A 23,711-nucleotide genomic window follows, 5' to 3' on the forward strand; every position below is an offset into this window, starting at 1 on the left:
TCGCCCGTGTTCGGTGGCCAACGTACACGCCGGAGGTTGCGGAACCAGTACAGGAATCGCGGTCGCGCGTGCCTGCATACAGCGTGTGAGGATGGATTCGCGTACTGTTCTGCCCTTGCTGGCAGTGCACGTCGGTTCTTCAGGCAAACGTTCCTCTGGTAATCGATCAACGATCAATGCTCGCGGCGGGCGGATGCGGTCGGGCGACCGGTATCCATACCGTGAAGCACGAACCTTTTCCGGGCTCGCTTTCCACCGTGATCCTGCCGCCGTGCTTTTCGACAATCCCGTACGAAACCGATAGTCCGAGCCCTGTTCCCTTGCCGACGGGCTTTGTCGTATAGAACGGATCGAAAATCCTGGCGCGCACTTCGGCGGTCATGCCTGCGCCGGTGTCCCTGACCGCGATGGTGACGCCGTCGTCCTGATGGCGCGTGGTGATCGTGATGGTTCCGTGTTCGGGAATGGCCTGCGCGGCATTGACGAGCAGATTCATCACCACCTGATTGATCTGGGACGGGATGCACTCGACCGGCGGCAACTCGCCATAGTCCTTGATGACTTTCGCCTTGTACTTGAGCTCGTTGTGCACGACATTCAGCGTTGCATCGAGACCGTTGTGAATATCCACGATGCTCCATTCCTCGCTTCCTACCCGCGAGAAGTCGCGCAGATCCTGTACGATGCGGCGCACGCGCGACGTGCCTTCAATCGACTCTTCGATCAATGCGTCGACATCGGAAAGCAGATAGTCGAGATCCGCCTGCTCGCGCGCCGTATGAAGACGGGCCAGTGCTTCGTCGTCGAGATCGCACGAAGTGCGCAGCATGTTGTCCTGCACGTCCATGTAGCCCAGCAACTGGGTCATCCACGTCTTGAGCGTGTGCAAATTGGAATCGACGAATCCAATCGGGTTGTTGATCTCGTGGGCCACACCCGCCGCCAGTTGTCCGATCGATGCGAGCTTTTCCGATTGCAGCAACTGCACATGAGCCTGTTCGAGCTTCTCGATCAAGTCCTGTTGTGCGATGCGCTCCGTTTCGAGCTCGGCCTGTGTGCGTCTGCGCTCGTCGATTTCCTGCCGCATCAACGCCTGGGTACGCTCGAGCGTGTGCGTGATCTTGCGGTTCTCGTGAAGCGCGGCTTCCAGCTCACGTGTGCGATGTCGAACCTGGTCTTCGAGCGTGACCGCCATCTGGAACAGGCTGAAATCGGAACTGTATGCCATCGTGCTGCGTTCGGCACGGTCCATCAGGGCGCGCACGATCTTGTTCAATCGCACGATTTCCATGCTCAGCGCTTCGACGTCCGTTGGCGCGTCCGCGTCCGTGCGTGCTTCAACGAGTGCTTCAGACACGGGCTGTCCCCGCCTCGTTGCCGAACACGATGCCGGTCAGCGTCTGGTTGACGTGGACGCCGCGGTATTGCTCGCCATAGGTGCTGAAACCGACCGCGTGATTTGCCTTATAAAGAGCGGCCGCTTCATCGCGCGTTCCGCGTTGTGTCATTTCGAGGTGACGCAGGATGCAATCGTAGGTGAGCGTCAGTTTGGGCTCGCCCAGCGAATTTCGGAGATCGTCGAACGTTACGCGCAGGTTCTCGACGAGGTCGAGTGCTCTCGCGACGCGCAATACAAGACCTTCCTCGATTGCGCAATAGAACGTGAGACTGCCGTCGGGATTCAGTTTCTGGATGGAGCGAACATAATCGGCGCCGTCTATCAACACCACGACGGGCGCGGATGCGAAATGGCTGGCGCATAGATCGTCCACGCTTGCGCCGATCAACCTTGCGTACTCTTTTGCGGCCGGAAGCCCGTTGATTTCGTATACGGTGCGTCGCGGCGCGTCGGCTCCGGTAACGACCAGTCTTTCTTCGCAACGGAGAAAGTGCTGCGTTTTGAACGTGCGAAAGGGCAATGACGTCGATGCGACGACCAGAACGGCGCAGTCGGTGCGGAAGGCCCCGTCATGGAATATCGCGGTGCGCTCGAAATGCAGATCGTCGCCTGCCGATCCGCCGACCAGCGGAATGTCGCCGAGGGAGTTTTGCAGCGTGCGCGCAACCGGCTCTTCGCGTACCGAAAGTCCGTCGACCAGCAGCAGCGCGAACGAGTTGGATGCGCTCGCATGCGATGCACGCTTCTCGAAATCGTTCAGGGTATTGGTAGCACATGCCTGGCCGCCCGCAATCGTAAAATCGCGCAAATTGTCGATGCGTGTTATCGCCGCTGTAAACAGCGCACGTGGCAAAGCGACCGCCGAAAGACTGTGATCCAGATAGCCGGCCGGCCCGATCTCGCCAGCCGTGGTGCAGCCAATGACACGCGTCTGGCCAAACGTCGCGCGCATTTCACTGGCGAGTGCGTCCAGATCGAAATGGCTGGAGCAGTAGAAGATGACGAGTTCGGCGTCGCAGCCCGCAAGTGCGGCACCGACTTCGCGAACGGCCGCGCGTGCGTCGGGGTGCGTCGAATGGGCCGATACGATCGAGGAAGACTCAACGGGGGGCATGACAGGCTCCTTCTTTCCAGGTCACTTCGGCGGGCACGGTGCGCTCTTGATGGTCGGCACATACGGCAGACTCACACTGTGATATCGGCAGGAGGGGCCGAATTCTGAATGCGGATAATCGCCAGGTTCTGGTAAATCGTTTGCGGGATCGATACTGGAGGGTGTCCGTGGTACGGACCGGGCACGTCATGGGCGATGGCATCGCCGCAATGTCGGTGGATGAGCACCGAAGTGCCAATCGGATACACACCGTGCATTTAATGTGAAGTGCGTCAAATGCGCAAGGTGTCGAGGGAAAACCAGACGTCGGTTGGTTCCGCAACGGCCGTTAGACAGTTAAGCTTCCACCCACTGGGCGGTGGTAGCTGGAATGCAATTGCGCAAGACAGGAAAGCTGGCGCGCACAATTGATTGTCGATTTTGCAGATGTCGAAACCGGAGAGTACATCGTGAGTGATTTCCCGTGTGACGCAAAAATGGAAACGCTCGATATCGATCAGTCGGCAGCCACGCAGACGGGATCGATACTGATCGTCGATGACGAACCCAGCGTGCTGTCCGCACTGCGCCGGCTGCTTCGTCAGTGCCGCTACGAGATCCATACGGCGGAGAGCGGCAGCGCCGGTTTGAAAATACTGGAAGAGCATCCGATAGACGTGGTCATCTCGGACATGCGCATGCCGAACATGAGCGGCGCGGAATTTCTGGCGTCTGTTCGAAGCAGGTGGCCCGACACGGCGCGGCTCTTGCTGACCGGCTACGCGGACATTGCGTCGGTTGTGAGTGCAATCAACGAAGGCGGCGTTTATCACTATCTGCACAAGCCCTGGGACGATCAGGACCTGCTGCTGACCGTGAAGCGCGCGATCGAGCAGCAGACGCTGCGGCGCGAAGCCGCAAGGCTGGGCGAATTGACGCGCGCACAGAACGAGCAACTCAAGCAGTTCAATGCGACGCTGGAGGCTCAGGTCAAGGCACGCACGGAGGAACTCGGTCAGACGGTCATGTTCCTCGAAAAGGCCGAGGACGATCTGAAGCGCAATTTCACCGCGATGCTGAAAGTGTGCGCGAACATGATCGAGTTGCGCTGCGGCGTGCTGGGCGGGCAGGCATCGAGGATCGCGGATCTCGCGCGCCAGCTCGCGCTTGAAGCGGGGTTGAGCGAATACGAGGCGCAGGAAACGTATTTCGCAGGGTTGCTGCTCGGTGTCGGCAAGCTCGCGCTGCCGGACGCGATCGTTCAGAAGACGGTCGACAAATTCACGCCGACGGAGGCACGTTCCTATTATCAGCACCCTCTGCATGCGCAGATGACGCTGATGCCGGTCGCCAATCTGCAGGCGGCGGGTGTGCTGATCCGGCATCAATACGAACGCTATGACGGGCGCGGGACACCCAACAGCCTTGGCGGCCCGGAGATTCCAATGGGCGCGCGGATTCTCGCCATCGTGCGCGACTTCGAGGGGCTGCGATCGGGTGCGCTCTTGGGGCGCGTCGTTCCGGATGCGCAGATTACTTCGGTGCTCCGTTCGCAGGCCGGAATGCGCTACGACCCTGCACTCGTGGACAATTTCCTCAAGGTTCTCAAAGCCCGCCAGGCGAGTGGGCTGGATCATGTCTGCATCGACACGGCGCGGCTGAAATCGGGCATGAAGCTCGCGGACGATCTACGCACCGCTCGTGGCGTGCTGCTGATGACGAGCGGAAGTGTGCTGGAGGCGCACCATATTGCACAGATCAGGCGCTTCGAAGAGAAGGAGGGCGAGCGGTTCTCAGTCTATGTCTGCGACGCCGAGCCATGACGTGTTCGTGTCTTCAGCGAACGGCATCGGCAACCTCGCGGCCTTGCGGCCGCGAGACGCCTTTTGAATGACTCCCGGACTTACGAGGACACGTCCGTTTGACCGCGCGCCGGCTTGGAGTACAGGCAGGTTGCCACGCGATAGGTAATGCGCGCGTCGCCGGCATCGAAGCGTTCCACGACACGACGGAGCTGCGAAGGGGTCAAGGGATGCCGGGAGTGCTTCGATGCATGAGCGCCGATCGCTTTGAGGGATCGCAGGAACGCCCATCCATCACGATGTTTTTCAGTCACGGACCACACGTCAACGCGCGGCAGAACGCGATCGAGTTGCATGGCCCGTAACTCGGCTGGGCAGGGATAGGCGTCGAATGCAGGCGTGAGTCCGGCTGCGGCGTGCGCCTGCTCCCATTCGGCGAACGTTCCTTGTGTCAGCGTGGAAACGAGCAGACTGCCTCCCGGGCGCAGCTGCGCGAAAAGCCGTTCCAGGCCCGCCTGGAGGTCGAAAAACCACTGCACCGCGAGACTGGAACAGATGAGATCGAACGGACCGTCGTATTCCAGTGCGGCCGGATGTTCCCCATCGACGACGGCAAAGCGAAAGTGCGGATTCGCGCCCAGCCGACTGCGGGCGCGCTCGAGCATGGCCGGTGCGAGGTCGGTCAGCAGGAACTCTCCGCACGGGATCGTGTGTGCCAGTGCTGCGCCAAGGAAACCTGTACCACAGCCGATTTCGCAAATCCGAGGTTCCGGCGGCAGCGTGATCGTCGCGATGCGCTCCGCGAGATCCATCGCTACGCGGCGCTGTACCAGGGCGTATCGATCGTAGTCGTGCGCTGCGCCGAACGAACGCACGATGCGCGCCTTGATGCGCGAGTTGTCGCCTGTGCCGCTTAATGCGTTCATCTCTGCGTCCGGGAAAAACGCTGGATCGAGCACGTGATCCATTCACCATGGATGGGTTTGCTGCAACCGGCTGATACCGTTCCGCATCTCGGTTGCGGCGTCAGTGATGGCTTGCGGTATCTCGTGCGCATAGTGCTTCCTGAAACGGGAAAACCTTAAAGCATAACAAGGCGAGCTATTTCGCTGTTGCCATCGATGAAGTCTGCGACCGTTCGTCGCGGCATGGGGCATCCGGCGAAATGTCTCGTGTATGAACTCGGCTCCGGGATGTTCTCGTTCTTTAACGGGTTGATCGATCCGATCAGGCTCGCTGCAATGAGTCCGATTCTGCGTGCGCCCGACAGCGCCGTGGCGACCGGTGTCGCGGGCTAATTCGCTGCGCATCCTGTTGGCCGTTGACGCGCAGGACTGTGATCGCTGGTTCGCCCGTACAACAAGCGCCAAGCCCGTCGGCCGATCGCGTCTGGAAGCCGCGTTGCATCCGGGTGGGGGCTTCCCGCGCGTCGCCTTGCTGGCCCAGGTCGGGCGATGAGCTGCGGGACACCGGCTGAAAGACGGCGTGTGACAAGTCGGATTATTTTGAATATCATCTATATGGATATTCTTGATAATTTTCTGGGGCGTGCCATGACTGCTACCCATGAACCGAAAGAATTCGACACCCTGGTCGGCACCCCTCTGGAGGTGCGAAGGCGGCTCGACAAGTTCAAGGCCGAGCAGGTCATCGTCGTGCCCCTGGCGCATACCGGGGTTCAGCAAGCCGACCTGCTGGCCAAGACACTGACTACTGTTGTGGCCTTCATCGGCGCGGCGCTGAGCGAGCAGAACGAGCAGACCCTCAAGGCCTTGGTCAACGCCGTGGTGCCCAAGGCCCCCCCTACGCCGACCCTGCTCAGGGAGGCGGCGATGCTGGCGCGTTCGCGCAAGGCCGTGCTGGAAGGGGCTGACTGGCTGACTGCGGCCACGCTGGCCGAACTGGCAGGACTGAGCTCGACCAACCCCAGCACGCAACCCAACAAGTGGAAGCGCGAACGCCGGATCTTCGCGATCAACCACAACGGCGTCGATTACTTCCCCGGCTATGGTCTGGACGCCGAAGCCGGCTGGCGGCCTCGCAAGACCCTGAAGCCCGTCCTGGAGGTCTTCGGCGACGACAAGGATGGCTGGGGGCTGGCTTACTGGTTTCTCTCGTCCAACAGCTTCCTCGGTGGCCGACGCCCGCAGGACGTACTGGCGGGCGAGCCGGAGCAGGTCCTCGCCGCCGCTAAGGATGAAGTGGAAGGCGTCGCGCATGGCTAAACCTCGCAAGACCACTCCGTCGGCAGGCACGCCCGTGCTTTCGGATGACGATACCGGAGCGACCCCCGCGCCGCCGGCAACGCTCCATGTCACGCCGTGGACCTTGTCCGGCAAGCAGGCGCTGCTCCGGGTGCACTCGGTGCAGTACCGGGCTGACGAGTTCAATCCTGGGCTCAAGGGCAACGCGCGCTTCAGCCCGATCCAGGACGTCAAGGGCGACCCTATCCCTACCATCTACGCCGCAGCCACGTTCGATGCGGCCGCCATGGAGTCCGTGTTCCACGACGTGTCCCACGCGCCTGGCTTCAAGCACTACGACAAGCGCAAGCTGGAAGGACAACTGCACTCCGAGGTCAAGGTCGGGCGCGATCTTAAGCTGGCAGACCTCAGCAGCGTCGCACTGCGCAAGCTCGGCGTGCCGCGCAAGCAGCTGATCGACACCGAAAAGGATCAGTACCCGAATACGCGCCAGTGGGCCGAGGCTATCCACGCGCGGCACCCCGATATCCAGGGGCTGTCCTGGATCTCCCGTCAGGACGACTCGACGCGCGCCGTGGTGCTATTCGGCGACCGCATCCCCAAGGGCTCGCTGAAGCAGTTTGGCGACTCGCGCAGTCTGTTGCAGGGTGAGCCGGCGTATGCGGAACTGCTGGACCTCGCCGACCGCATCGGCGTTGATATCACGCCGGGCAACTAGAGGGCGGGTGGTCGCGGAGGAAGCAAGGATGGGCTGCCCGCACGCGTTGCGCGCCGGCTTGCCTGGCTTTTGGACGCGCCGTCCACAACGCGGATGATGTGCTCATTGATCGCTCGTCCGATTGTGCGGGGGCAAGTTCAACACCTACGGTTTATTACTGACGATTACTCAGCGACATTCGCTGAATCAATTAGCGATAAAAGGCTTTAAAAAAATAGAAGTACTTTTATTGGTAGTCGTGTCCCGTACCCGGGTTCTGGAGTTCATTTGAACGGCATTGCCGCCGCGGCCGCGATCTGGATGTACCAACGCCTGCCGCGATTCACCGGGAAACGGACTTTACACGTTGTTACTATCGCGCTGTGCACATCCGGCTGGGCTTTCCTTATACTGCCGCGCAATCGCCTTCCTCCTTATGCTCGCCGCGCCCTGCGCGGCGCCATTGCAAACCACGCCGTGATGCCCATGCCCTCCACCAAGTCCGTCCTGACCGCCGCGCTTGTAGCCGCCGCGAGTCTTTCGTTGTCTGCATGCGTTGCCCCGGGCTACGCGCCGTACGGCTCGCAGCAAGGCTACCAGGCCCCGTATGCCGCGCCCGCGTATAACCAACCCGTCTACGCGCAACCAGCTACCGTGCAGCAACCCGCCTACGCGCCGCCGCCTGCGCCGCAGCAGCCATACGACACGCAAAACGGCGAGCAGTACGGGTCACAGTACAACTCGCAGTACGGCAACCAATATGGCACGCAGTACGGCACGATCTCGAGCATCCGCCCCTTGAGCAGCGCCACGGGCACGTCGGGCGTTGCGGGAACGGTGGTCGGCGCGCTGGTTGGCGGCGTTCTCGGAAATCAGTTCGGGCGCGGCCACGGTCGCGACGCCGCGACCGTCATCGGCGCGCTCGGCGGAGCCTACGCGGGCAACCAGATCGGTCAGCAAATGGGCCAGCCTGCCGGATACCAAATCGACGTACAGCTGAGCGACGGCTCAACGCGCGCGTTCAACGTGCCGACGCCCGGCGACCTGCGCCCGGGCGACCGGGTGCAGGTCAATGGCAGCCAGCTTTCGCGCTTCTAGTGATTCCCGTTGCTGTCGCCCGGCCTCACGACGCGCCGAGTGGCCAGAGTCGATAAGCGGGAACGAGCGGGGCGGTCTAACGATGGGCGGGAGCCTGTACTTCGGCTGGAGCATCAAGTGCGTCCGGTTCGGGCTGCGATGCGAACAGGTCGCGCCACAGTGGCCCGGCGTCAGCAATAATCGTAAATGTCGAAGCTGCCAGATTGCTCCGACATATTTCGTTCATTCACTTGTAACCAGAGAGGTGCGCAACGATGGATACCACACTTGTCCCCGGCAATTCGCTCATCACCGCGACTCCGGAAGAAGGGCGCCAACTGGCCGTCAAGATGGCACGGTTGGTCATCAAGGCGACGCAGCAGGACGAGGCTGTCCGGGATAAGCTACGCGACGTGTATGCAAACGACGCGAGCATGCTGCTTCAGGTCGGGCAAGTCGTAGCGACTGAGTTCGCCACGATAGCCGCAGCCAATAACTACTGGCGTAAATAGTCGGGTCCGGATCGAATCACGGCACTCCAGGGCTGACAAGCTTTCGGAGTGCCGCCCCGATGCTGTTCGACTCCAGGTTGTCATCACAAAAGCCGGCACGGGCAAAACCCTGCAGGGCTATTGTCTGCAACCATAACGTAGCCAGTTGACCCTGCAGAAGATAGCCGACGCTATTGACCTACTCCCTGTTTGCAGGGGGCAGGGCAAGTCGGCTTCGAAACGCCGTGGCGCGTCGGCTGGATAGATCGCTGCCGACGCGACATGCAAGACCCTGGGGGCAATCACGGTATCGATATTGGGTTGCTCTGCGTCCGGGCGCGAATGATGGACGTGATCGCCATCGCAAACAGCAGGACAGCGGCGGCGAACAGAAGCCGCGTCCCGATCGCCTGATAGACCACCATTCCCGCGACACCGCCGGCCAAAAACGACAGGACGGTCTGCACGTGCAGACGCAGCTTGGCCGAATAAGGCGCAAGTTCGACGTCCGGTTCGCGTCCGCGGATGATGTCGAGGAGCATGCCGAACTCGATACCGATATCGGTCGACATGCCGGAAACGTGTGTGGCACGAACCCTCGCACCCGAGATGCGAGTGACGACGGCGTTCTGGAATCCCATAAGGAAACTCAGGCCGATAATCAGCACGGGACCGCGATCCATCGATGGGATCGACCATTCGGCGAGTCCGAGCACCACCATGAGAACGGCTTCCGCGAGGATAGTGATCGCGTAGATGCTGCGGATCGTACGTCGGCACCCGGCATTGATCAGCAGGGTCGACGTCGTGCTGCCGAAAACGAAGACGACGATGATGGCAAAGTAGAACGCGCTGACCCACCATTGCCCGAGTGCAGCGTGATCCGAGAGTGACGACACGTTCCCGGTCATGTTTGCCGAGAAAAACCCTGCGGCGTGAAAGGCCGCGGTGTTCAGGGCGCCCGCAATCCCGGCGAGTATGCAGGCAAGTTGGCGATCGATTTCGTGGTCACGGGCTTCTCCCTGACGCAGCAACATTTAAAAGACTCTGGGCGGATTGACTATTAACGGAAACGCGTCGCAGCTAGCCTCGTTGACTTGCACAGACATCAAAAGGCGTATAAATGTGCCGATTGTATCACGGTGTGATATATGCTTGCCGACTTGACGTGACATAACGCTCTAACTCGCAGAGGCAAGTTGAGAGCGCGCGGTCTTTGCGCCACCGCTCGCACATCAACGCCTTCTAGTGGTCTGCATTGTAAATCCGCCGTCCCTGCTTTTTTTGCAACACCTCCACTGTTCATGCGGTCTTTAGTCACTATTTCGAAGAAAACGCGTGAATCAGGCACGAAACGTGCGGCGTGATCGGGTACGAAAAGTGGTCAAGGGAGAAAACAATGTATAAGAGCCAGACGATGCGCACGCGGGCGCTGGCCGTCGCGGTGGTGCTGGCCGGTTTCGGGCTGGCGGCGCCTCGCGCGTTCGCGCAGGTCCAGGCCTACACGAGCGAGCCGGTCGAACTCTTCGCCGGACCGTCGGGCGATTACCCCGTTGTGTCCGAACTCGGGCCCGGCGTGCCCGTCACCGTGATGGGCTGCGTGAGCGACTACTCGTGGTGCGACGTCGCGCTGCCCGACCTGCGCGGCTGGGTCTATGCCGCCTATCTCTCGTACCCCTACCAGGGCGACTATGTGCCGCTCGAAGACTATGGCCCATCCATCGGGCTGCCGGTCGTGACCTTTGCGCTCGGAGCGTACTGGGGCAGTTTCTATCGCGATCGTCCGTGGTACGGCGACCGTGATCGCTGGGCGCACCGGCCGCAGCCGGGCTTCGGCGGGCGCCCGTACGGAGGGCCGCCGCGAATGCATGGCGAGCCGCCGCACGGAGCGGAACGTCGGGCGATGCCTGGAGCCGGTGGGCCTCCGCCGATGCATGGCGAGCCGCCGCGCGGAGCGGAACGTCGGGCGATGCCTGGAGCCGGTGGGCCTCCGCCGATGCATGGCGAGCCGCCACGCGGAGCGGAACGTCGGGCGATGCCTGAGGCCGGAGGTCCGCCGCCCGGTATGCACCGCCCGCCGGAGCCGCAATTCAACGGCGCACGGCCGTCCGCCCCGCCGCCGGGTGCGGCCCGTCCTCAGGCGCAGGGGCCGCAGTACGGCGGTCGTCCGCCCGAGCCGGCCGCGGGCGCTTATGGCCGCCCGCCTGCCGGTCAGCCCTACGGCGGTCAGCGTGCGCCTGGCCCGGCGCCCGGAGCGGCGCGACCGGAACGCCCGCAAGGTGCGCCGCAGGGTGGCCATCCGTCAGGTGACGGGAACAGCGGCCGCCGCGATTACCGACAGCAGAACTGACGCACCGCCTTCGTCAGGCTGCTTCACGCGCGAGCCCCGGTTTCGGGCGCTCGCGCTGACTCCCGACCGTCTCTTCGACAGATCGCTCTCCACTGGCTGAGCAATCGCATTCTCCTGGCCACCGCTTGTCCTGCTGCTACGCTTCGCGCGTCAGCAATGAGTTGCCGTCAATCTTGTGTCGTTAGGATGTCAGATTATTCTAAATATCCATGCTGCATGAATTGCGGAATTTAGCAATCTTTGACACTAAATATTGCGACTTCCGGGGACAATACGCGCTCCAAAATATGCGGATGTCATCGCCTGAGGCAATGAGGCCGCCTAATGACCCCACTCAGTGACCCCACTCAGTGACCCCGCTTGGTGATCCGGCTCCGTGAAGCTGATCGATGAGCCCGCCTGTCGGATGGCCGACGTGGCCGACGCAGTGCCCGGCGCGCGACGGCGCGGGGCACATCCGGGTCCAATGGATCCGATTCATTCACTTTGAGCCGGAAACGTTGTGCGCTGGCATGCGCGCGCCACGTGGCGGTGCAGGGAGCGCGGGGACGTTCATCTCACAACGTTGCATCTGACGGCCTGTAACGCAGCGCCGACCATGACGGACTACACGACGACGATCAGGAGAAGCACCTTTCGACTACGATGAACGAGATCCAATTTCACATAACGACTGGCGCGGCGCTCTCCCGTTATTTTCAAGACGAAGCGAGAGTAGCGGTTTGAGGACGCATGGTCAGGCCGTGCGCAGCGTGTTCCGGGACGGATGTCCGTCGGTGTCCGCGGTGCGGTATGGGCCAGGGCACGACGGCCGGCGCGGGGACGGGACGGTGCCGCCTTTCGGCCCGCCTGGAAAACCAATCCATCCTGGAAAGATGAAAGACGATTGCAGGTGCGGGGCATGATGAGAATTGCAGTACTGGAAGACGATCCGGCTCAAGCGGAATTCGTATGTCAAGCGTTGGGGGAAGCCGGCCACACTTGCCATGTGTTTGCGAAGGGTAACGACCTCGTGCGGCAGTTGCGGCGCGAGACATTTGACCTGCTCGTGCTGGACTGGAACGTGCCCGACATGTCGGGCGACGAGGTTCTGTACTGGGTGCGTCAGAGCCTCTCCACGCGGTTGCCGGTGCTGTTCATGACGAGCCGCAGCCACGAGGCCGATATCGTGCTGATGCTCAACAGCGGCGCCGACGACTACGTGGTCAAGCCCGTTTCCGCGGCGGTGCTGGTGGCGCGCGTAGGCTCGCTGCTGCGCCGCGCCTATCAGTTGTATGCGCCGGTGCTCAAAGAAGTCTTCGGCGAATACGAATTCGATCTGAAATCCCGCAAGGTTCTGGTGCACGGCAAGCCGGTCGCGCTGACGCAGAAGGAGTTCGATCTCGCGTTGCTGCTGTTCCAGCATCTGAGCCGGCCGCTTTCGCGCACGCACATTCTCGATGTGATCTGGAAACAGTCCGACGATATTCCGTCGCGCACGATGGATACGCACGTCTCGATGCTGCGCTCCAAGCTCGGCCTGCGCCCTGAAAACGGCTACCGTCTGACGCCGATTTACGGCTACGGCTATCGTCTCGAGAGAATCGAAGGGGACGCCGCGTGAGTCCGGCTCGCGCGATACAGCACGCCGCGTGGGCGGTGCCCGTGCCGTCCATCGAATTCGCCGACGCAACGAACGCCGAGGTCGTGGTCAACGATCTTCCGAAGGGCGTGTACGACCGGACCGTGCTCGCTGAGCCGGTCGAAAGCCGCCGCTACGACCGGCAAGCCTGGCTGATCGCGTCGTTCCGGCTCGACGGGTGACGGCGCCCGCCATGCGCGTCAAGCCGCCCGCGCGCCTTGGCCGCTCCTTCAGACGCCGGTTCCTGTCCGAATGGGCGGGTGTCGGATGCGCGGGCGTCCTGATCGTGATCCTGAGCATCGTGTGGCAGTGGACGGCCGGTGCCGACCAGTTCGTCTACGATCGCTTCCTTGCCGGGCGTGCGCCCTCCATGTCGTCGGACATCGCGATCGTCGAGATCGACGACGCGAGCATCGCGGCACTTGGCCGCTGGCCGTGGCCGCGCAGTATCCATGCGCGGCTCGCCGAGCAACTGGACCAGGCGGGCGTGGCGGCAATCGTCTACGACGTGCCGTTCACCGAACCTTCGCCCGACGACGACAGTTTTGCGAAAGCGCTCGCCGCGCGTCCGGCTTACCTTCCGATCGTGCTGGGTTTCTCGGATGAAGCGGGCGCACGTGAAGTCGTGCTGCCCGTCGCGCCGCTCGCGAATGCGGCTGCCGGTCTCGGGCACGTCAATTTCGAAGTCGACAGTGACGGCATCGTGCGCAGCGTTGCGCTATTCGAAGGCGACGCGCACCAGCACTGGCCGCAACTGATGGTGCCCGCCTGGCGCGCCGCGCGCGGCGGTGAGATCACGCTGTCCGGCGGCGCGCCGCAGACCATCCGCGGCGAGGCGCTGGCTCGCGCGGGCAGGCAGACGCGCTTCCTCGTCCCGTTCAGCGCGCATGCGCAGATCCATCGGCGCGTGTCGTTCTCGGACGTGCTCGACGGCCACGTGCCGGCCGAGTGGTTGCGCGATCGCGTGGCGCTGGTCGGCGTCACGGCTTCGGGTGTCCAGGATCGTTTCGCGACGCCGGTCTCCGGAATGCTCGGCCCGCTGCCGGGCGTGCACATCCACGCGAACGTCCTCGACACGCTGCTCAACGGCACCGCCATCGAACCCGTGTCGAGACCGTGGGCGCTGCTCGCGTCGCTCGTGCCGCTCTCGCTGCTGCTGGCGGGTTTTCTGGTGTTGTCGCCGTGGCGCGCCCTGTTGTTGTCCGTCGCGCTCGGTGTCGCTTCGCTTGCTGCCAGCGCCGCGCTCCTCGACGGCGCGCACATGTGGCTGAGCCCCGTGCCCGCAGTGGCCGCGCTAATCTTTGTCTATCCGATGTGGAACTGGCGGCGTCTGGAAATGACGATGGCGTATCTGCGCAAAGCTTTGTGCAGACTGGCCGACGAACCTTATCTGTTGCCCGAAGCGCCCGCGCCCGTGCGCGAATATGCGGGCGATGCGCTTGCGCGGCAGATGGCGCGGATGGCGCAGACCGCGCAGCGGCTGCAGGACATGGGGCGGTTCGTCTGGGACAGCCTCGACTCGGTGCCGCAGCCGATCCTCGTCGCCGATGTGCGGGGCGTCGTGCTCATCGCGAATCAGTCGGCACGCGGGGCGTTGGAGCGGCTTGGCGTCTGTCCGGCGGAAGGGCGCTCCATGGCGGATGTATTCAGTGAATTTTCGCTCGTCAAGTCGATTGACCCGAACCCGGCCACGCTTGCGTTCGCCCGGGCTCACTGGCCCGCGCCGCTCAATCCGGTGTGCGCGAAATTCGCGGCACTGATGGAGCGAGGCGTCCAGGTGCGTTCGCCTGACGGCCACGACTACCTGGTGCGCTACGCGCAACGGACGACCGCGCAAGGCGAGTCGGCAGGCTGGATCGCGGGACTCGCTGAAGTCACGGCGTTGCACGAAGCCGAGCGCCAGCGCGAGGATGCGCTGCAACTCCTGTCGCACGACATGCGCTCGCCGCAGGCGTCGATCGTGGCGCTCGTCGAGACCGAGCGTCAGCGCGGCACGCTGGACGCGAATCCGTTGCGCGACGTGATGGACCGTATCGAGCGCAGTGCGCGGCGCTCGCTCGCGCTGGCCGACGATTTCGTGCAACTCGCGCGCGCGGAGTCGAAGACGTATGCGCTGGAACCGACGAGTTTCGCCGAATTGCTGATCGACGCGAGCGACGAAGTGTGGCCGCAGGCGCGTGCGCGGCGCATCCGGATCGATACGGTGTTCGAAGACTACGCAGGCGACGAAGGCGGCCTGATTAATGCCGATCGTTCGCTGATGACCCGCGCGCTGGTGAATATCCTGGATAACGCGGTCAAATATAGTCCGCCCGATACGCGCATCGTTTGCGCGATCCGCGTTGTGAAGTCGATACCGCCGCGCGTGTTCTGTTCGATTCGCGACGAGGGCTACGGCATTTCGCGTGAGGATCAGGCGGATCTGTTCGCACCATTCCGGAGATTTCACGCTGCGCAGCAGCCCGAGGCCCGCGGAACGGGGCTTGGCCTCGCGCTCGTGAAGACCGTCGTGACGCGTCACGGCGGCCATGTCTATGTCAAGAGCGACCCCGGCGAAGGCACCACGTTCACATTGGCGCTGCCCGCGTACGCAACGCTTGACGATCGCTCTCGATTAGATAAGGATGGCGAATTAATTGACGAACCCGAAAACGGATTTGACCTCGCAACCCGACTCTGAGTAAAAACAACCCGCCTCCTTTCAATACCGGACCCTCCTGACCACAGCCTGAGACACGTGAAAAAAAATACCCGTCATTGGCGACGTGTGGCCGTCGGCCTCATGATCATCGCCATCCTCGCCACATTCGTGTGGCGCTGGTTCGCACCGAAAGGGCATCCCCAATACCTGTCCGCACCTGTCACGCGCAGCGATCTTGAGAACGCGGTGCTCGCGACCGGTGTGTTGCAGGCGTTCAGGCAGGTCGATGTCGGCGCGCAGGTATCCGGGCAGTTGAAGACGCTGAAGGTCACGCTCGGCGACAAGATCGTCAAGGGGCAATGGCTCGCCGAAATCGATCCCGTGATTTCCGCAAACGCGCTGCGCCAGGCGCGCGCCAGCGAGGAAAGCTTGCGCGCGCAACAGCAAGCGACCGCTGCGCAGCTCACGCAGGCCGAACTCGCATTCCGTCGTCAGCAGACGATGCTGCCAGACGATGCGACCTCGCGCGAAGCCTTCGAGGTCGCGCGCGCGGCGCTCGACGTACAGCGAGCGACCCTCGCGTCGCTCGCCGCGCAACTTCGCTCGGCGCGTATCCAGATCGAGACCGCGCAGGCCAACGTCGGCTATACGCGCATCGTCGCGCCGATCGACGGCGAGGTCGTCGCGATCGTCACGCAGGAAGGCCAGACCGTGATTGCGCAGCAGCAGGCGCCGGTGATCCTGAAGCTGGCCGATCTCGACACGATGACCGTCAAGGCGCAGGTATCGGAAGCCGACGTGATCCGCGTGAGCACAGGGCAGACCGCGTACTTCACGATCCTCGGCGAACCGGACATGCGTCACTACGGCAAGCTGCGCGCGATCGAGCCGGCGCCGCAGAACTACGCCGACGCGCAGAGCACGTTCGGCGGTTCGAAGTCCAACGGCGCCGTGTTCTACAACGCGCTGTTCGAAGTGCCGAATCCCGAGCATCGGCTGCGCATCGCGATGACCGCGCAGGTCAACATCGTACTGGGCAACGCGGACAACGCGCTCAGCATCCCGGTTGCCGCGCTCGGCAAGCAAAGCAAGGACGGCACGTATGCGGTCCGCGTGCTGCGCGCCGACGGCAGCACCGAAACGCGTGCGGTGCGCATCGGCCTCAACAACAACGTGCATGTCGAGGTGCTGGCGGGCCTGAAGGACGGCGAGCGCGTCGTGATCGGCGAAGCCGACGCGGGCGAAGCGTGACGATGAGCACCCCCCTGCTGAAACTCACCGCCGTCACGCGGCGCTTTCTGTCTGGCGACAAGGACGTCGTCGTGTTGAACAACGTGAACCTGTCAATCGACGCGGGTGAGATCGTTGCGATTGTGGGCGCGTCGGGGTCCGGCAAATCGACGCTGATGAACATCCTCGGCTGTCTCGATCACCCGAGCGAAGGCACCTACACGGTGGGTGGCCGCGACACGCACAGGCTCGACCGCGACGAGCTCGCGCAGCTGCGCCGCGAGCACTTCGGTTTCGTGTTCCAGCGTTATCACCTGCTGCCGCACGTGGATGCTGTCGCGAACCTCGAAATGCCCGCGATCTATGCGGGCACCGCGCGTACGGAACGCCACAAGCGGGCGCACGCGCTGCTCGCGCGCCTCGGGCTCGCGGATCGCGCGCACCATCGGCCCGGCCAGCTTTCGGGCGGCCAGCAGCAGCGCGTGAGCATTGCGCGCGCGTTGATGAACGGCGGCCAGGTGATCCTTGCCGACGAACCGACAGGCGCGCTCGATTCGAAAAGCGGCCAGGATGTGCTGCGCATCCTGCACGAGCTGAACGCGCTCGGTCATACGATTGTGATCGTCACGCACGACAAGGCCGTCGCGCGCCACGCGCGGCGCATCATCGAAATCAGCGACGGCGAGATCGTCGCCGACCAGCCCAATCGCGATTACGCGCAAGCGCTCGCCGAAGCGGGGATCGGCGCGGCGCACGCCGACGCGACGGTCGGCGCTTCGAGTGCGGACCATCGCGACGACACGTTGCCGCCTGCCGCGGCCGATACCGGCGCCCGGCGCGTCATTGCCGCCACCAGCCGTTTCGCCGAAGCCTGCCGAATGGCCTGGATCGCGCTCGTGTCGCACCGGCTGCGCACGCTGCTGACGATGCTCGGGATCATCATCGGCATCACGTCGGTCGTGTCGATCGTCGCGATCGGCGAAGGCGCGAAACGCTACATGCTCGACGACATCGGCAGCCTCGCCACGAACACGATCAGCTTCTATCCGGGCGCCGACTGGGGCGACAGCCGCGCCGACGCGATCCAGACGCTCGTGCCCGCCGATGTCGCGGCCCTCGCCGAGCAGCCGTACGTCGACAGTGCGACGCCCGAGACGCCGCGCCCGCAGTTGCTGCGCTACCGCAACATCGACGTGAGCGCGATGGTGAACGGCGTCGGCGACCGCTTTTTCCAGGTGCGCGGGGTGCGTTTTGCGCGCGGCGTCGCATTCGACGCCGACGCGGTACGCCGCCAGGCGCAGGTCGCCGTGATCGACTCGAACACGCGCCGCAAGCTGTTCGGTAACGCGAGCAATCCGGTCGGCGAAGTGATCCTGCTCAACAACGTGCCGTTCGTCGTGATCGGCGTTACGGTCGAAAAGAAGAGCGCGTTTGGCAGCTCGAAGAGCCTGAGCGTATGGGTGCCTTATACGACCGCGAGCGGCAGGCTGTTCGGCCAACAGCATCTGGGCAGCATCACCGTGCGCGTGCGCGACGGGCAACCGGGCGCCGCCGCCGAGAAAAGCCTCGAAAAGCTGATGATCCAGCGCCACGGACGCAAGGACTTCTTCACGTACAACATGGACAGCGTGCGCAAGACCATCGAGAAAACGGGCCGGTCGCTGACGCTGCTTTTGTCGCTGATCGCCGTGATCTCGCTTGTTGTCGGCGGGATCGGCGTGATGAACATCATGCTCGTGTCGGTCACTGAGCGCACGCGCGAAATCGGCATCCGGATGGCGGTCGGCGCACGGCAGTCCGATATCCTGCAGCAGTTTCTTGTCGAGGCCGTGCTCGTCTGCCTGCTCGGCGGCGTGATCGGAATCGCGCTGTCGTTCGCGCTTGGCGTCGTGTTCTCGATGTTCGTCGCGCAATGGTCCATGGTGTTCTCCGCCGGTGCGATCGTAACGGCGTTCGTCTGCTCGACGCTTATTGGCGTGATTTTCGGTTTCATGCCTGCGCGCAACGCGTCGCGGCTCGATCCGATCGATGCGCTCGCACGCGACTGATGGAGTCCAGCCCTTGACACATGTCTCATCGCTTCACCGCCTCGGCGCCTTCACGCTTGCGTTCTCTGCGCTGCTGGCAGGCTGCGCGGGCACGCGCCACGTGCCGCTGCCCGCGGTCGCCATGCCCGCGAACTGGGCGGCGCCGGTTTCCGCCGCTGCACCGGCCTTGACGCGGGACTGGTGGCGCACCTTCGGCGATCCGCAGCTCGACGCACTGATCGACGATGCGCTGCGCGCGAACAACGATCTCGCGATTGCGGCGATTCGCGTGTATCGCGCGCAATTGCGGGCCGGGCTTGTCGACACGAACCTGACGCCTACCGTATCGCTCGGTGCGAACGGCGCCGTGTCGCGCACGCTCGATACGCACCGGATGAGCCGGTCGAGCGGCGTCACGGGATCGCTCAGCTACGAAATCGACCTGTGGGGCCGACTGGCCGCGCTGCGCGACGCCGCGCGCTGGGAAGCGGACGCGACCGCCGCCGATCTCGAAGCGGCGCGGCTGTCGCTGATCGGCACGACGGCGTCGCTGTACTGGCGGATCGGCTATCTGAACCGGCAGATTGCGCTCGGCGACGCGAGCATTGCGTATGCGGTGCGTACGCTCGCGATCGTCCGGTCGCGCCACGCGTCCGGCGCCGTGTCGGGACTCGACCTCGCGCAGGCCGAACAGAGCGTGGCCGCGCAACGCGCGGCCCAGGCGCAGCTGATCCAGCAACGCACCGAGAACCGCCATGCGCTTGCGATCCTGTTCGACCGGCCGCCGCAGCAGCTTGCCGCCGAACCGTCGGCACTGCCCGATATGTCGCCGCCGGAGGTCGCGGCCGATCTGCCCGCCAGCCTGCTCGGCCGCCGCCCGGACCTGCGCGCCGCGGAGTTCCGGCTGCGCGAATCGTTCTCTCAGATCGATGCGACCCGCACGAGCTTCTACCCGACCTTCACGCTGACCGGCAACGCGGGCACGTCGAGCTCGAGCCTCGAGCGCGTGCTCGCGAACCCGGTCGGCACGCTCGGGCTCGGCCTCGCGCTACCGTTCATCCAGTGGAACACGATGCAACTGCAGATCCGGGTATCGAAGACGCAGTATGAAGAAGCCGTCGTCGGTTTCCGTCAGCAGCTCTACACCGCATTCGCGGAAGTCGAGAACGCGCTGTCGGCGCGCGTGCAACTCGAACGCGAGGCCGAACAGCGCGCGCTATCGCTGGCCCAGGCGCAGCGCGCCGAACGGCTGGCCGCCGTGCAATTCGCGGCCGGTGCGACCGCCGTGCAACCGTGGCTCGACCAGCAGCAGCGGCTAAGGGACGCGCAAAGCGCTGACGAACTGACGCGGCTGAACCGGTTCAACAACCAGATGAAGCTATATCAAGCGCTGGGTGGCGGGGAGCAGTGACGGGTGTCAGGCGACCGCCGTTGTGATCGGACGAGTAACGGTCTTGCAGAGGCATCTGCGCATACGTCGGGTCGGCGCGCCGAGCAACTGGCGTACTCCCACGATCAGTGCGCACGTGCGTGCTCGTGGTCCGCATGCGTGTGCGGCTGCGTCAGCGCACTGACTGCTGCGAGCACAACCACATTCACGCCGAGCGCGAGAAAGCCGATGTTGATGTCCTTGAGCGCATCAGGCGCGAACGGAATGAGTTGCGCGACGCTCACGTGCAGCAACGTTGTCACCACAACGACCGCCACGCCCGCCAGGATTCCGCAGAACGCGCCTTGCTTCGTCGCACGGTTGTGCGCCGCGAGACTGCACACGAGCGCCGGAAACAACTGCGTCACGAAGTTGTAGCCCATGAGCAGCAGCGCCACGATGGTTTCGCCGCCGTTGAGCGTGAAGCCCACCGCCACGAGTGCAACCACCGGCACGAACAGGCGCGCGAGGCGGGCGACGCGCGCGTCGTCGGCGTGTTTCGCGAAGCCGCCGCGATAGATGTCGTTGGCAATGAGCGTCGAGGCCGTCGTGAGGATCATCGAGCCCGGCACGAGCGCGGTGAGCACGCCCGCCGCGCCGATCACGCCGATGACCCACGGGTTGAACGTCTGCAGCGAGAGGCGAAAGAGCGCGAGGTCGATGTCGCCGCCTTTGAGCCCCGGCACTTTCAGCACGGCGGCAAAACCGCAGAAGAACACGAACAGCAGGATCAATTGATAGAGCGGAAGCACCATCGCGTTGCGGCGGAAGATCCGCTCGTTCTTCGCGGTGTAGACGGAGCCGAACGTGTGCGGCCACATGAAGAAGCCGAGCGCCGTGAGCAGTACGGTGGACTGGAACCACGTCACGCTCTGTCCTTTCGCGGGGAGCGTGAGGAACCCTGGCTTTGCGGCGTCGATGGCGCGGAACATCTCGCCGAGGCTGCCGTAATGGTGGATCGGCAGATAGATGCCGAGGAAAACCGCGACCGCGAGAATCATCAGATCCTTGAGGACCGAATTCCATGCGCAGCCGCGCACGCCCGAGACCGTCACGTAGGCGGTCACGACGAGCGCACCGATCCAGATCGCGGTCGTGGACGGGATCGCGCCATACGAGGCCGTCGCGACGATGATGCCGAGTCCCTTCAACTGCAGCACGAGATACGGCACGAGCGCCGCGACGCCCACGAGCGCGACCAGCACGCCGAGCGCGGGGCTCTGGTATTTGCGCGCGAAGAAGTGCGGCTGCGAGACGAGCCGGTGGGTCTTCGCGAAGCGCCAGATGGGCGGCAGCATCCAGTACGAGAGGATGTACGCGAGCGTGGCGTACGCAAGGATGTAATAGACCGGTGCGCCCTTGCCGTACGCGAAGCCGCTACCGCCGAGGAACGTGAACGTCGTGTAGATTTCACCCGCCATCAGCAGGAACACGAACACCGTGCCGAAGCTGCGGCCGCCCACCGACCACTGTTCGAGATTCATGTCGTGCCCGTGCCGCGCACGCATGCCGAGTATCAGGGCGACGAGCGTGATCGCCGCGATCAGGATCAGGGCGCTCATGACTGCACCTCGGTTTCACTGGTGCGATTCGCGGGATCGAGCCGGTAGACGACGGCCATGATCGCGGCGGTCAGCACGACCCACATGACGATCCATGCGAGCACGAGCGGCATGCCGAGCACGAAGGGCTCGGTGCGATTGACGAACGGCACGCCTAGCAGGATGCCGATGAAGGGCAGGGCAGCGAGCAACCTCAGTGACATAGACGGCTCCTTTTTTACGAAAGGAAAACGTGTGACCGGGTGCGACCGGCTCACTCTATGCCCACTCGGGCCATGCCGTAAAGACTCCAGAATGCTGAATGGTTTTTGAAAGCATGGCGCGATGCGGCATGGGCACGGCCGCATCGCTCGCCTGGCGGTCAGTGATTGCGCCCGGCGCCGATCCAGTTACACTTCACGCAGCCCCGGCAGCCGCGCGCGCCGCTTCAACCGGAGCGACGCCATGATCGATGGTCTGGATAGTCTGACTTCAGAAATATTTTCCGGTTTCTTCACCGGCCTTTTCAATAATTGGTTCGACGACATGTTCGACAGTCTGATTTCAGAAATACTTTTCGGCTTCACCGGCCTTATCAGCATCATCAATCCGTTCGGCGGTGCGTTCGTCTTTCTCGACCGCACGTCGAAGCTCACCGACGAGGCGCGGCGCCTGCTCGCGAAGCGCGTGGCGATCAATGCGTTTTTCGTGCTGCTCGTCGCGTTCTTTGTCGGCATGCCGATCCTGCATTTCTTCGGCATTTCAATGGAGGCGCTGCGTATCGGCGGCGGCCTCGCCGTCGCGGTGAGCGGCTGGCAGATGCTCACCGCGCCCGAAGTTACGCCGGGCGCGGCCGACGATACGGCGCTCGCGCAGATCGATGCCGGAGAGGCTTCCAGCAAGGCGTTTTTCCCGCTCACCGTGCCGCTCACCACGGGCCCGGGTTCGATCGCCACGGCGATTGCGCTGAGCGCCAACCGTACCCACCAGATTTCCGCCTGGGTGATGTCGAGCATCGCGTCGGTGGTGATCTCGGTGCTCGTGACGATCGTGATTTTCCTGGTCTACAGCCATGCGGCGCGCCTGCCGAAATTCCTGGGCGCGGAGGGCACGCGCGTGGCGCTGCGTGTATCGTCGTTCCTGCTGCTGTGCATTGGCGTGCAGATCATCCTGACCGGCCTCGAGGGTTTTCTCACGCCGCTTGCGGATCTGCATGCTGCAAAGTGAGTACGTGTCCGTTCGAAGGAGTGCATCATGTGCCGTTGGCTCGCGTATTCCGGCAACGCTGTTCAACTCGAAACCGTACTCTTCCGCTCGCGACATTCGCTGATCGACCAGAGCCTGCACTCGAAGCTCGGCGCGACGACCACCAATGGCGACGGCTTCGGGCTGGGCTGGTATCAGCACCCGCATGACATTCCGTATCGCTACCGCAGCATCCAGCCTGCGTGGAACGACCGCAATCTGCGTGAGCTTGCGCGCGCGGTGTCGGCGCCGATGTTCGTCGCGCACGTCCGGTCCGCGACGCATACGCCCGTGCAGGAAACCAATTGCCATCCGTTTCGCCACCGGCGCTGGATATTCGCGCACAACGGCCTGATTCAGAGCTTCCCGCTCGTGCGCCGTGAACTGCTCGTCGCCATCGAGCCGGGGCGTTTTAGCGCGCTCGAAGGCTCCACCGATTCCGAAGTCATGTTCTATCTCGCGATGACCTTCGGCCTCGAACACGAGCCTGTGCCCGCGTTGGAACGCATGGCGGGTTTCGTCGAGGCGACCGCACGCAGGCATGGGATCGACGATCCGCTCAACATGACCGTGTGCGCGTGCGACGGCGAGCAAATGGTGGCCGTGCGGTACTCCAGCGAAGGCAATTCGCGCTCGCTCTTCCACAGCACGTCGTTCAAGCATCTGCACGAACTCTACCCCGACGATCCGCGCATCGCGGCGGCGGGCGAGGATGCCTATCTGATCGTTTCGGAGCCGCTCGTCGATCTGCCCGATGTGTGGGCCGAGGTGCCCGAGGCAACGGCGATCATCGTGCGCGGCCCACAGGTGGAGTACCGGCAGTTCGTGCCGGTCACGCCGCAGTGAACGGGGCTGAAATCGGGG

The 23,711-nt window shown here is 63.5% G+C and carries 21 protein-coding genes; 15 read left to right on the forward strand and 6 right to left on the reverse strand.

Annotation, left to right across the window (positions count from 1 at the left end; all coding sequences use genetic code 11):
- Positions 1–166 precede the first annotated feature (166 nt).
- Together ACFPTO_RS23110 and nosP are read right to left on the reverse strand one after the other, a co-directional pair.
- Positions 167–1,357 (reverse strand): histidine kinase, encoded by a 1,191-nt coding sequence (locus ACFPTO_RS23110; RefSeq protein ID WP_465262961.1) that lies wholly within the window; start codon positions 1,355–1,357, stop codon positions 167–169.
- Positions 1,350–2,513: a nitric oxide-sensing protein NosP gene (gene nosP / locus ACFPTO_RS23115; protein ID WP_377715086.1), complete on the reverse strand. Its 1,164-nt coding sequence runs from the start codon at positions 2,511–2,513 to the stop codon at positions 1,350–1,352. The genes ACFPTO_RS23110 and nosP overlap by 8 nt, the downstream gene beginning before the upstream one ends.
- A 476-nt stretch (positions 2,514–2,989) precedes the next feature.
- On the opposite strand from nosP, the gene nosR reads away from it, so the two are divergent.
- A complete protein-coding gene (gene nosR / locus ACFPTO_RS23120; RefSeq protein WP_377715342.1) occupies positions 2,990–4,315 on the forward strand; it encodes a response regulator c-di-GMP phosphodiesterase, NosR family in 1,326 nt (441 codons plus the stop codon).
- Positions 4,316–4,395: 80 nt separating this feature from the next.
- On the opposite strand, the gene ACFPTO_RS23125 is transcribed toward nosR, so the two are convergent.
- Positions 4,396–5,262 carry a methyltransferase gene (locus tag ACFPTO_RS23125; RefSeq protein ID WP_377715088.1) on the reverse strand — a complete coding sequence of 289 codons (867 nt, stop codon included), beginning with the start codon at positions 5,260–5,262 and terminating at the stop codon, positions 4,396–4,398.
- 153 nt (positions 5,263–5,415) lie between these two features.
- On the opposite strand from ACFPTO_RS23125, the gene ACFPTO_RS23130 reads away from it, so the two are divergent.
- The 5 genes from ACFPTO_RS23130 to ACFPTO_RS23150 all read left to right on the forward strand — a co-directional run bounded on the left by ACFPTO_RS23130 (position 5,416) and on the right by ACFPTO_RS23150 (position 8,784).
- Positions 5,416–5,592, forward strand: coding sequence for a hypothetical protein (locus ACFPTO_RS23130; protein WP_377715090.1), 177 nt, complete (start codon positions 5,416–5,418; stop codon positions 5,590–5,592).
- Positions 5,593–5,799: 207 nt separating this feature from the next.
- The gene (locus ACFPTO_RS23135) at positions 5,800–6,519 is read left to right on the forward strand and encodes a hypothetical protein (RefSeq protein ID WP_377715092.1); all 720 of its coding nucleotides are present in this window, start codon (positions 5,800–5,802) and stop codon (positions 6,517–6,519) included.
- Positions 6,512–7,216 carry an RES family NAD+ phosphorylase gene (locus ACFPTO_RS23140; RefSeq protein ID WP_377715094.1) on the forward strand — a complete coding sequence of 235 codons (705 nt, stop codon included), beginning with the start codon at positions 6,512–6,514 and terminating at the stop codon, positions 7,214–7,216. The genes ACFPTO_RS23135 and ACFPTO_RS23140 overlap by 8 nt, the downstream gene beginning before the upstream one ends.
- A gap of 456 nt (positions 7,217–7,672) precedes the next feature.
- Positions 7,673–8,293 carry an outer membrane lipoprotein gene (locus tag ACFPTO_RS23145; RefSeq protein ID WP_377715344.1) on the forward strand — a complete coding sequence of 207 codons (621 nt, stop codon included), beginning with the start codon at positions 7,673–7,675 and terminating at the stop codon, positions 8,291–8,293.
- Positions 8,294–8,547: 254 nt separating this feature from the next.
- Positions 8,548–8,784: a hexameric tyrosine-coordinated heme protein gene (locus ACFPTO_RS23150; protein ID WP_377715096.1), complete on the forward strand. Its 237-nt coding sequence runs from the start codon at positions 8,548–8,550 to the stop codon at positions 8,782–8,784.
- 281 nt (positions 8,785–9,065) lie between these two features.
- Here ACFPTO_RS23150 and ACFPTO_RS23155 read toward each other — a convergent pair whose 3' ends face one another.
- Positions 9,066–9,800, reverse strand: coding sequence for a YoaK family protein (locus tag ACFPTO_RS23155; RefSeq protein WP_377715097.1), 735 nt, complete (start codon positions 9,798–9,800; stop codon positions 9,066–9,068).
- A 362-nt stretch (positions 9,801–10,162) separates the two neighbouring features.
- On the opposite strand from ACFPTO_RS23155, the gene ACFPTO_RS23160 reads away from it, so the two are divergent.
- The 7 genes from ACFPTO_RS23160 to ACFPTO_RS23190 all read left to right on the forward strand — a co-directional run bounded on the left by ACFPTO_RS23160 (position 10,163) and on the right by ACFPTO_RS23190 (position 20,043).
- Positions 10,163–11,113 (forward strand): SH3 domain-containing protein, encoded by a 951-nt coding sequence (locus ACFPTO_RS23160; protein WP_377715099.1) that lies wholly within the window; start codon positions 10,163–10,165, stop codon positions 11,111–11,113.
- Between the two features lie 904 nt (positions 11,114–12,017).
- Complete coding sequence (locus ACFPTO_RS23165) at positions 12,018–12,716, forward strand: response regulator transcription factor (protein WP_296659367.1); 699 nt, start codon at positions 12,018–12,020, stop codon at positions 12,714–12,716.
- Complete coding sequence (locus ACFPTO_RS23170) at positions 12,713–12,916, forward strand: hypothetical protein (protein WP_377715101.1); 204 nt, start codon at positions 12,713–12,715, stop codon at positions 12,914–12,916. Before ACFPTO_RS23165 ends, ACFPTO_RS23170 begins: the two co-directional genes overlap by 4 nt.
- Before the next feature lie 11 nt (positions 12,917–12,927).
- The gene (locus tag ACFPTO_RS23175) at positions 12,928–15,414 is read left to right on the forward strand and encodes a CHASE2 domain-containing protein (RefSeq protein WP_377715103.1); all 2,487 of its coding nucleotides are present in this window, start codon (positions 12,928–12,930) and stop codon (positions 15,412–15,414) included.
- A 57-nt stretch (positions 15,415–15,471) separates the two neighbouring features.
- Positions 15,472–16,626, forward strand: coding sequence for a macrolide transporter subunit MacA (macA, locus tag ACFPTO_RS23180; protein WP_377715104.1), 1,155 nt, complete (start codon positions 15,472–15,474; stop codon positions 16,624–16,626).
- Between the two features lie 2 nt (positions 16,627–16,628).
- A complete protein-coding gene (locus ACFPTO_RS23185) occupies positions 16,629–18,653 on the forward strand; it encodes a MacB family efflux pump subunit (RefSeq protein ID WP_377715106.1) in 2,025 nt (674 codons plus the stop codon).
- Positions 18,654–18,666: 13 nt separating this feature from the next.
- Positions 18,667–20,043 (forward strand): efflux transporter outer membrane subunit, encoded by a 1,377-nt coding sequence (locus ACFPTO_RS23190; RefSeq protein WP_465262962.1) that lies wholly within the window; start codon positions 18,667–18,669, stop codon positions 20,041–20,043.
- A 104-nt stretch (positions 20,044–20,147) separates the two neighbouring features.
- Here the strand turns inward: ACFPTO_RS23190 and ACFPTO_RS23195 are convergent, their stop codons facing one another.
- Both ACFPTO_RS23195 and ACFPTO_RS23200 read right to left on the reverse strand, forming a co-directional pair.
- Positions 20,148–21,623, reverse strand: coding sequence for a sodium:solute symporter family protein (locus tag ACFPTO_RS23195; RefSeq protein ID WP_377715109.1), 1,476 nt, complete (start codon positions 21,621–21,623; stop codon positions 20,148–20,150).
- On the reverse strand, positions 21,620–21,826 hold the full coding sequence (locus tag ACFPTO_RS23200; protein WP_377715111.1) for a DUF3311 domain-containing protein: 207 nt from the start codon (positions 21,824–21,826) through the stop codon (positions 21,620–21,622). The genes ACFPTO_RS23195 and ACFPTO_RS23200 overlap by 4 nt, the downstream gene beginning before the upstream one ends.
- 322 nt (positions 21,827–22,148) lie before the next feature.
- Between ACFPTO_RS23200 and ACFPTO_RS23205 the strand changes: the two genes are divergently transcribed.
- Positions 22,149–22,829 carry a MarC family protein gene (locus ACFPTO_RS23205; protein ID WP_377715346.1) on the forward strand — a complete coding sequence of 227 codons (681 nt, stop codon included), beginning with the start codon at positions 22,149–22,151 and terminating at the stop codon, positions 22,827–22,829.
- A 27-nt stretch (positions 22,830–22,856) separates the two neighbouring features.
- On the forward strand, positions 22,857–23,693 hold the full coding sequence (locus ACFPTO_RS23210) for a class II glutamine amidotransferase (protein ID WP_377715113.1): 837 nt from the start codon (positions 22,857–22,859) through the stop codon (positions 23,691–23,693).
- The last annotated feature ends 18 nt before the right edge of the window (positions 23,694–23,711 follow it).

This window comes from Paraburkholderia denitrificans (genome assembly GCF_042655705.1).
In the GTDB taxonomy this organism is placed as follows: Bacteria; Pseudomonadota; Gammaproteobacteria; order Burkholderiales; family Burkholderiaceae; genus Paraburkholderia; species Paraburkholderia denitrificans.

Excerpts from the sequence above, each read along its gene's own strand:
- ACFPTO_RS23200 (WP_377715111.1), bottom strand. The coding sequence starts at position 21,826 with ATGTCACTGAGGTTGCTCGCTGCCCTGCCCTTCATCGGCATCCTGCTA.
- ACFPTO_RS23130 (WP_377715090.1), top strand. The coding sequence starts at position 5,416 with ATGAAGTCTGCGACCGTTCGTCGCGGCATGGGGCATCCGGCGAAATGT.
- ACFPTO_RS23160 (WP_377715099.1), top strand. The coding sequence starts at position 10,163 with ATGTATAAGAGCCAGACGATGCGCACGCGGGCGCTGGCCGTCGCGGTG.
- ACFPTO_RS23165 (WP_296659367.1), top strand. The coding sequence starts at position 12,018 with ATGAGAATTGCAGTACTGGAAGACGATCCGGCTCAAGCGGAATTCGTA.
- ACFPTO_RS23210 (WP_377715113.1), top strand. The coding sequence starts at position 22,857 with ATGTGCCGTTGGCTCGCGTATTCCGGCAACGCTGTTCAACTCGAAACC.
- nosP (WP_377715086.1), bottom strand. The coding sequence starts at position 2,513 with ATGCCCCCCGTTGAGTCTTCCTCGATCGTATCGGCCCATTCGACGCAC.
- ACFPTO_RS23205 (WP_377715346.1), top strand. The coding sequence starts at position 22,149 with ATGTTCGACAGTCTGATTTCAGAAATACTTTTCGGCTTCACCGGCCTT.
- ACFPTO_RS23125 (WP_377715088.1), bottom strand. The coding sequence starts at position 5,262 with ATGGATCACGTGCTCGATCCAGCGTTTTTCCCGGACGCAGAGATGAAC.
- ACFPTO_RS23150 (WP_377715096.1), top strand. The coding sequence starts at position 8,548 with ATGGATACCACACTTGTCCCCGGCAATTCGCTCATCACCGCGACTCCG.
- ACFPTO_RS23155 (WP_377715097.1), bottom strand. The coding sequence starts at position 9,800 with ATGTTGCTGCGTCAGGGAGAAGCCCGTGACCACGAAATCGATCGCCAA.
- ACFPTO_RS23195 (WP_377715109.1), bottom strand. The coding sequence starts at position 21,623 with ATGAGCGCCCTGATCCTGATCGCGGCGATCACGCTCGTCGCCCTGATA.
- ACFPTO_RS23175 (WP_377715103.1), top strand. The coding sequence starts at position 12,928 with ATGCGCGTCAAGCCGCCCGCGCGCCTTGGCCGCTCCTTCAGACGCCGG.
- ACFPTO_RS23140 (WP_377715094.1), top strand. The coding sequence starts at position 6,512 with ATGGCTAAACCTCGCAAGACCACTCCGTCGGCAGGCACGCCCGTGCTT.
- ACFPTO_RS23185 (WP_377715106.1), top strand. The coding sequence starts at position 16,629 with ATGAGCACCCCCCTGCTGAAACTCACCGCCGTCACGCGGCGCTTTCTG.
- nosR (WP_377715342.1), top strand. The coding sequence starts at position 2,990 with ATGGAAACGCTCGATATCGATCAGTCGGCAGCCACGCAGACGGGATCG.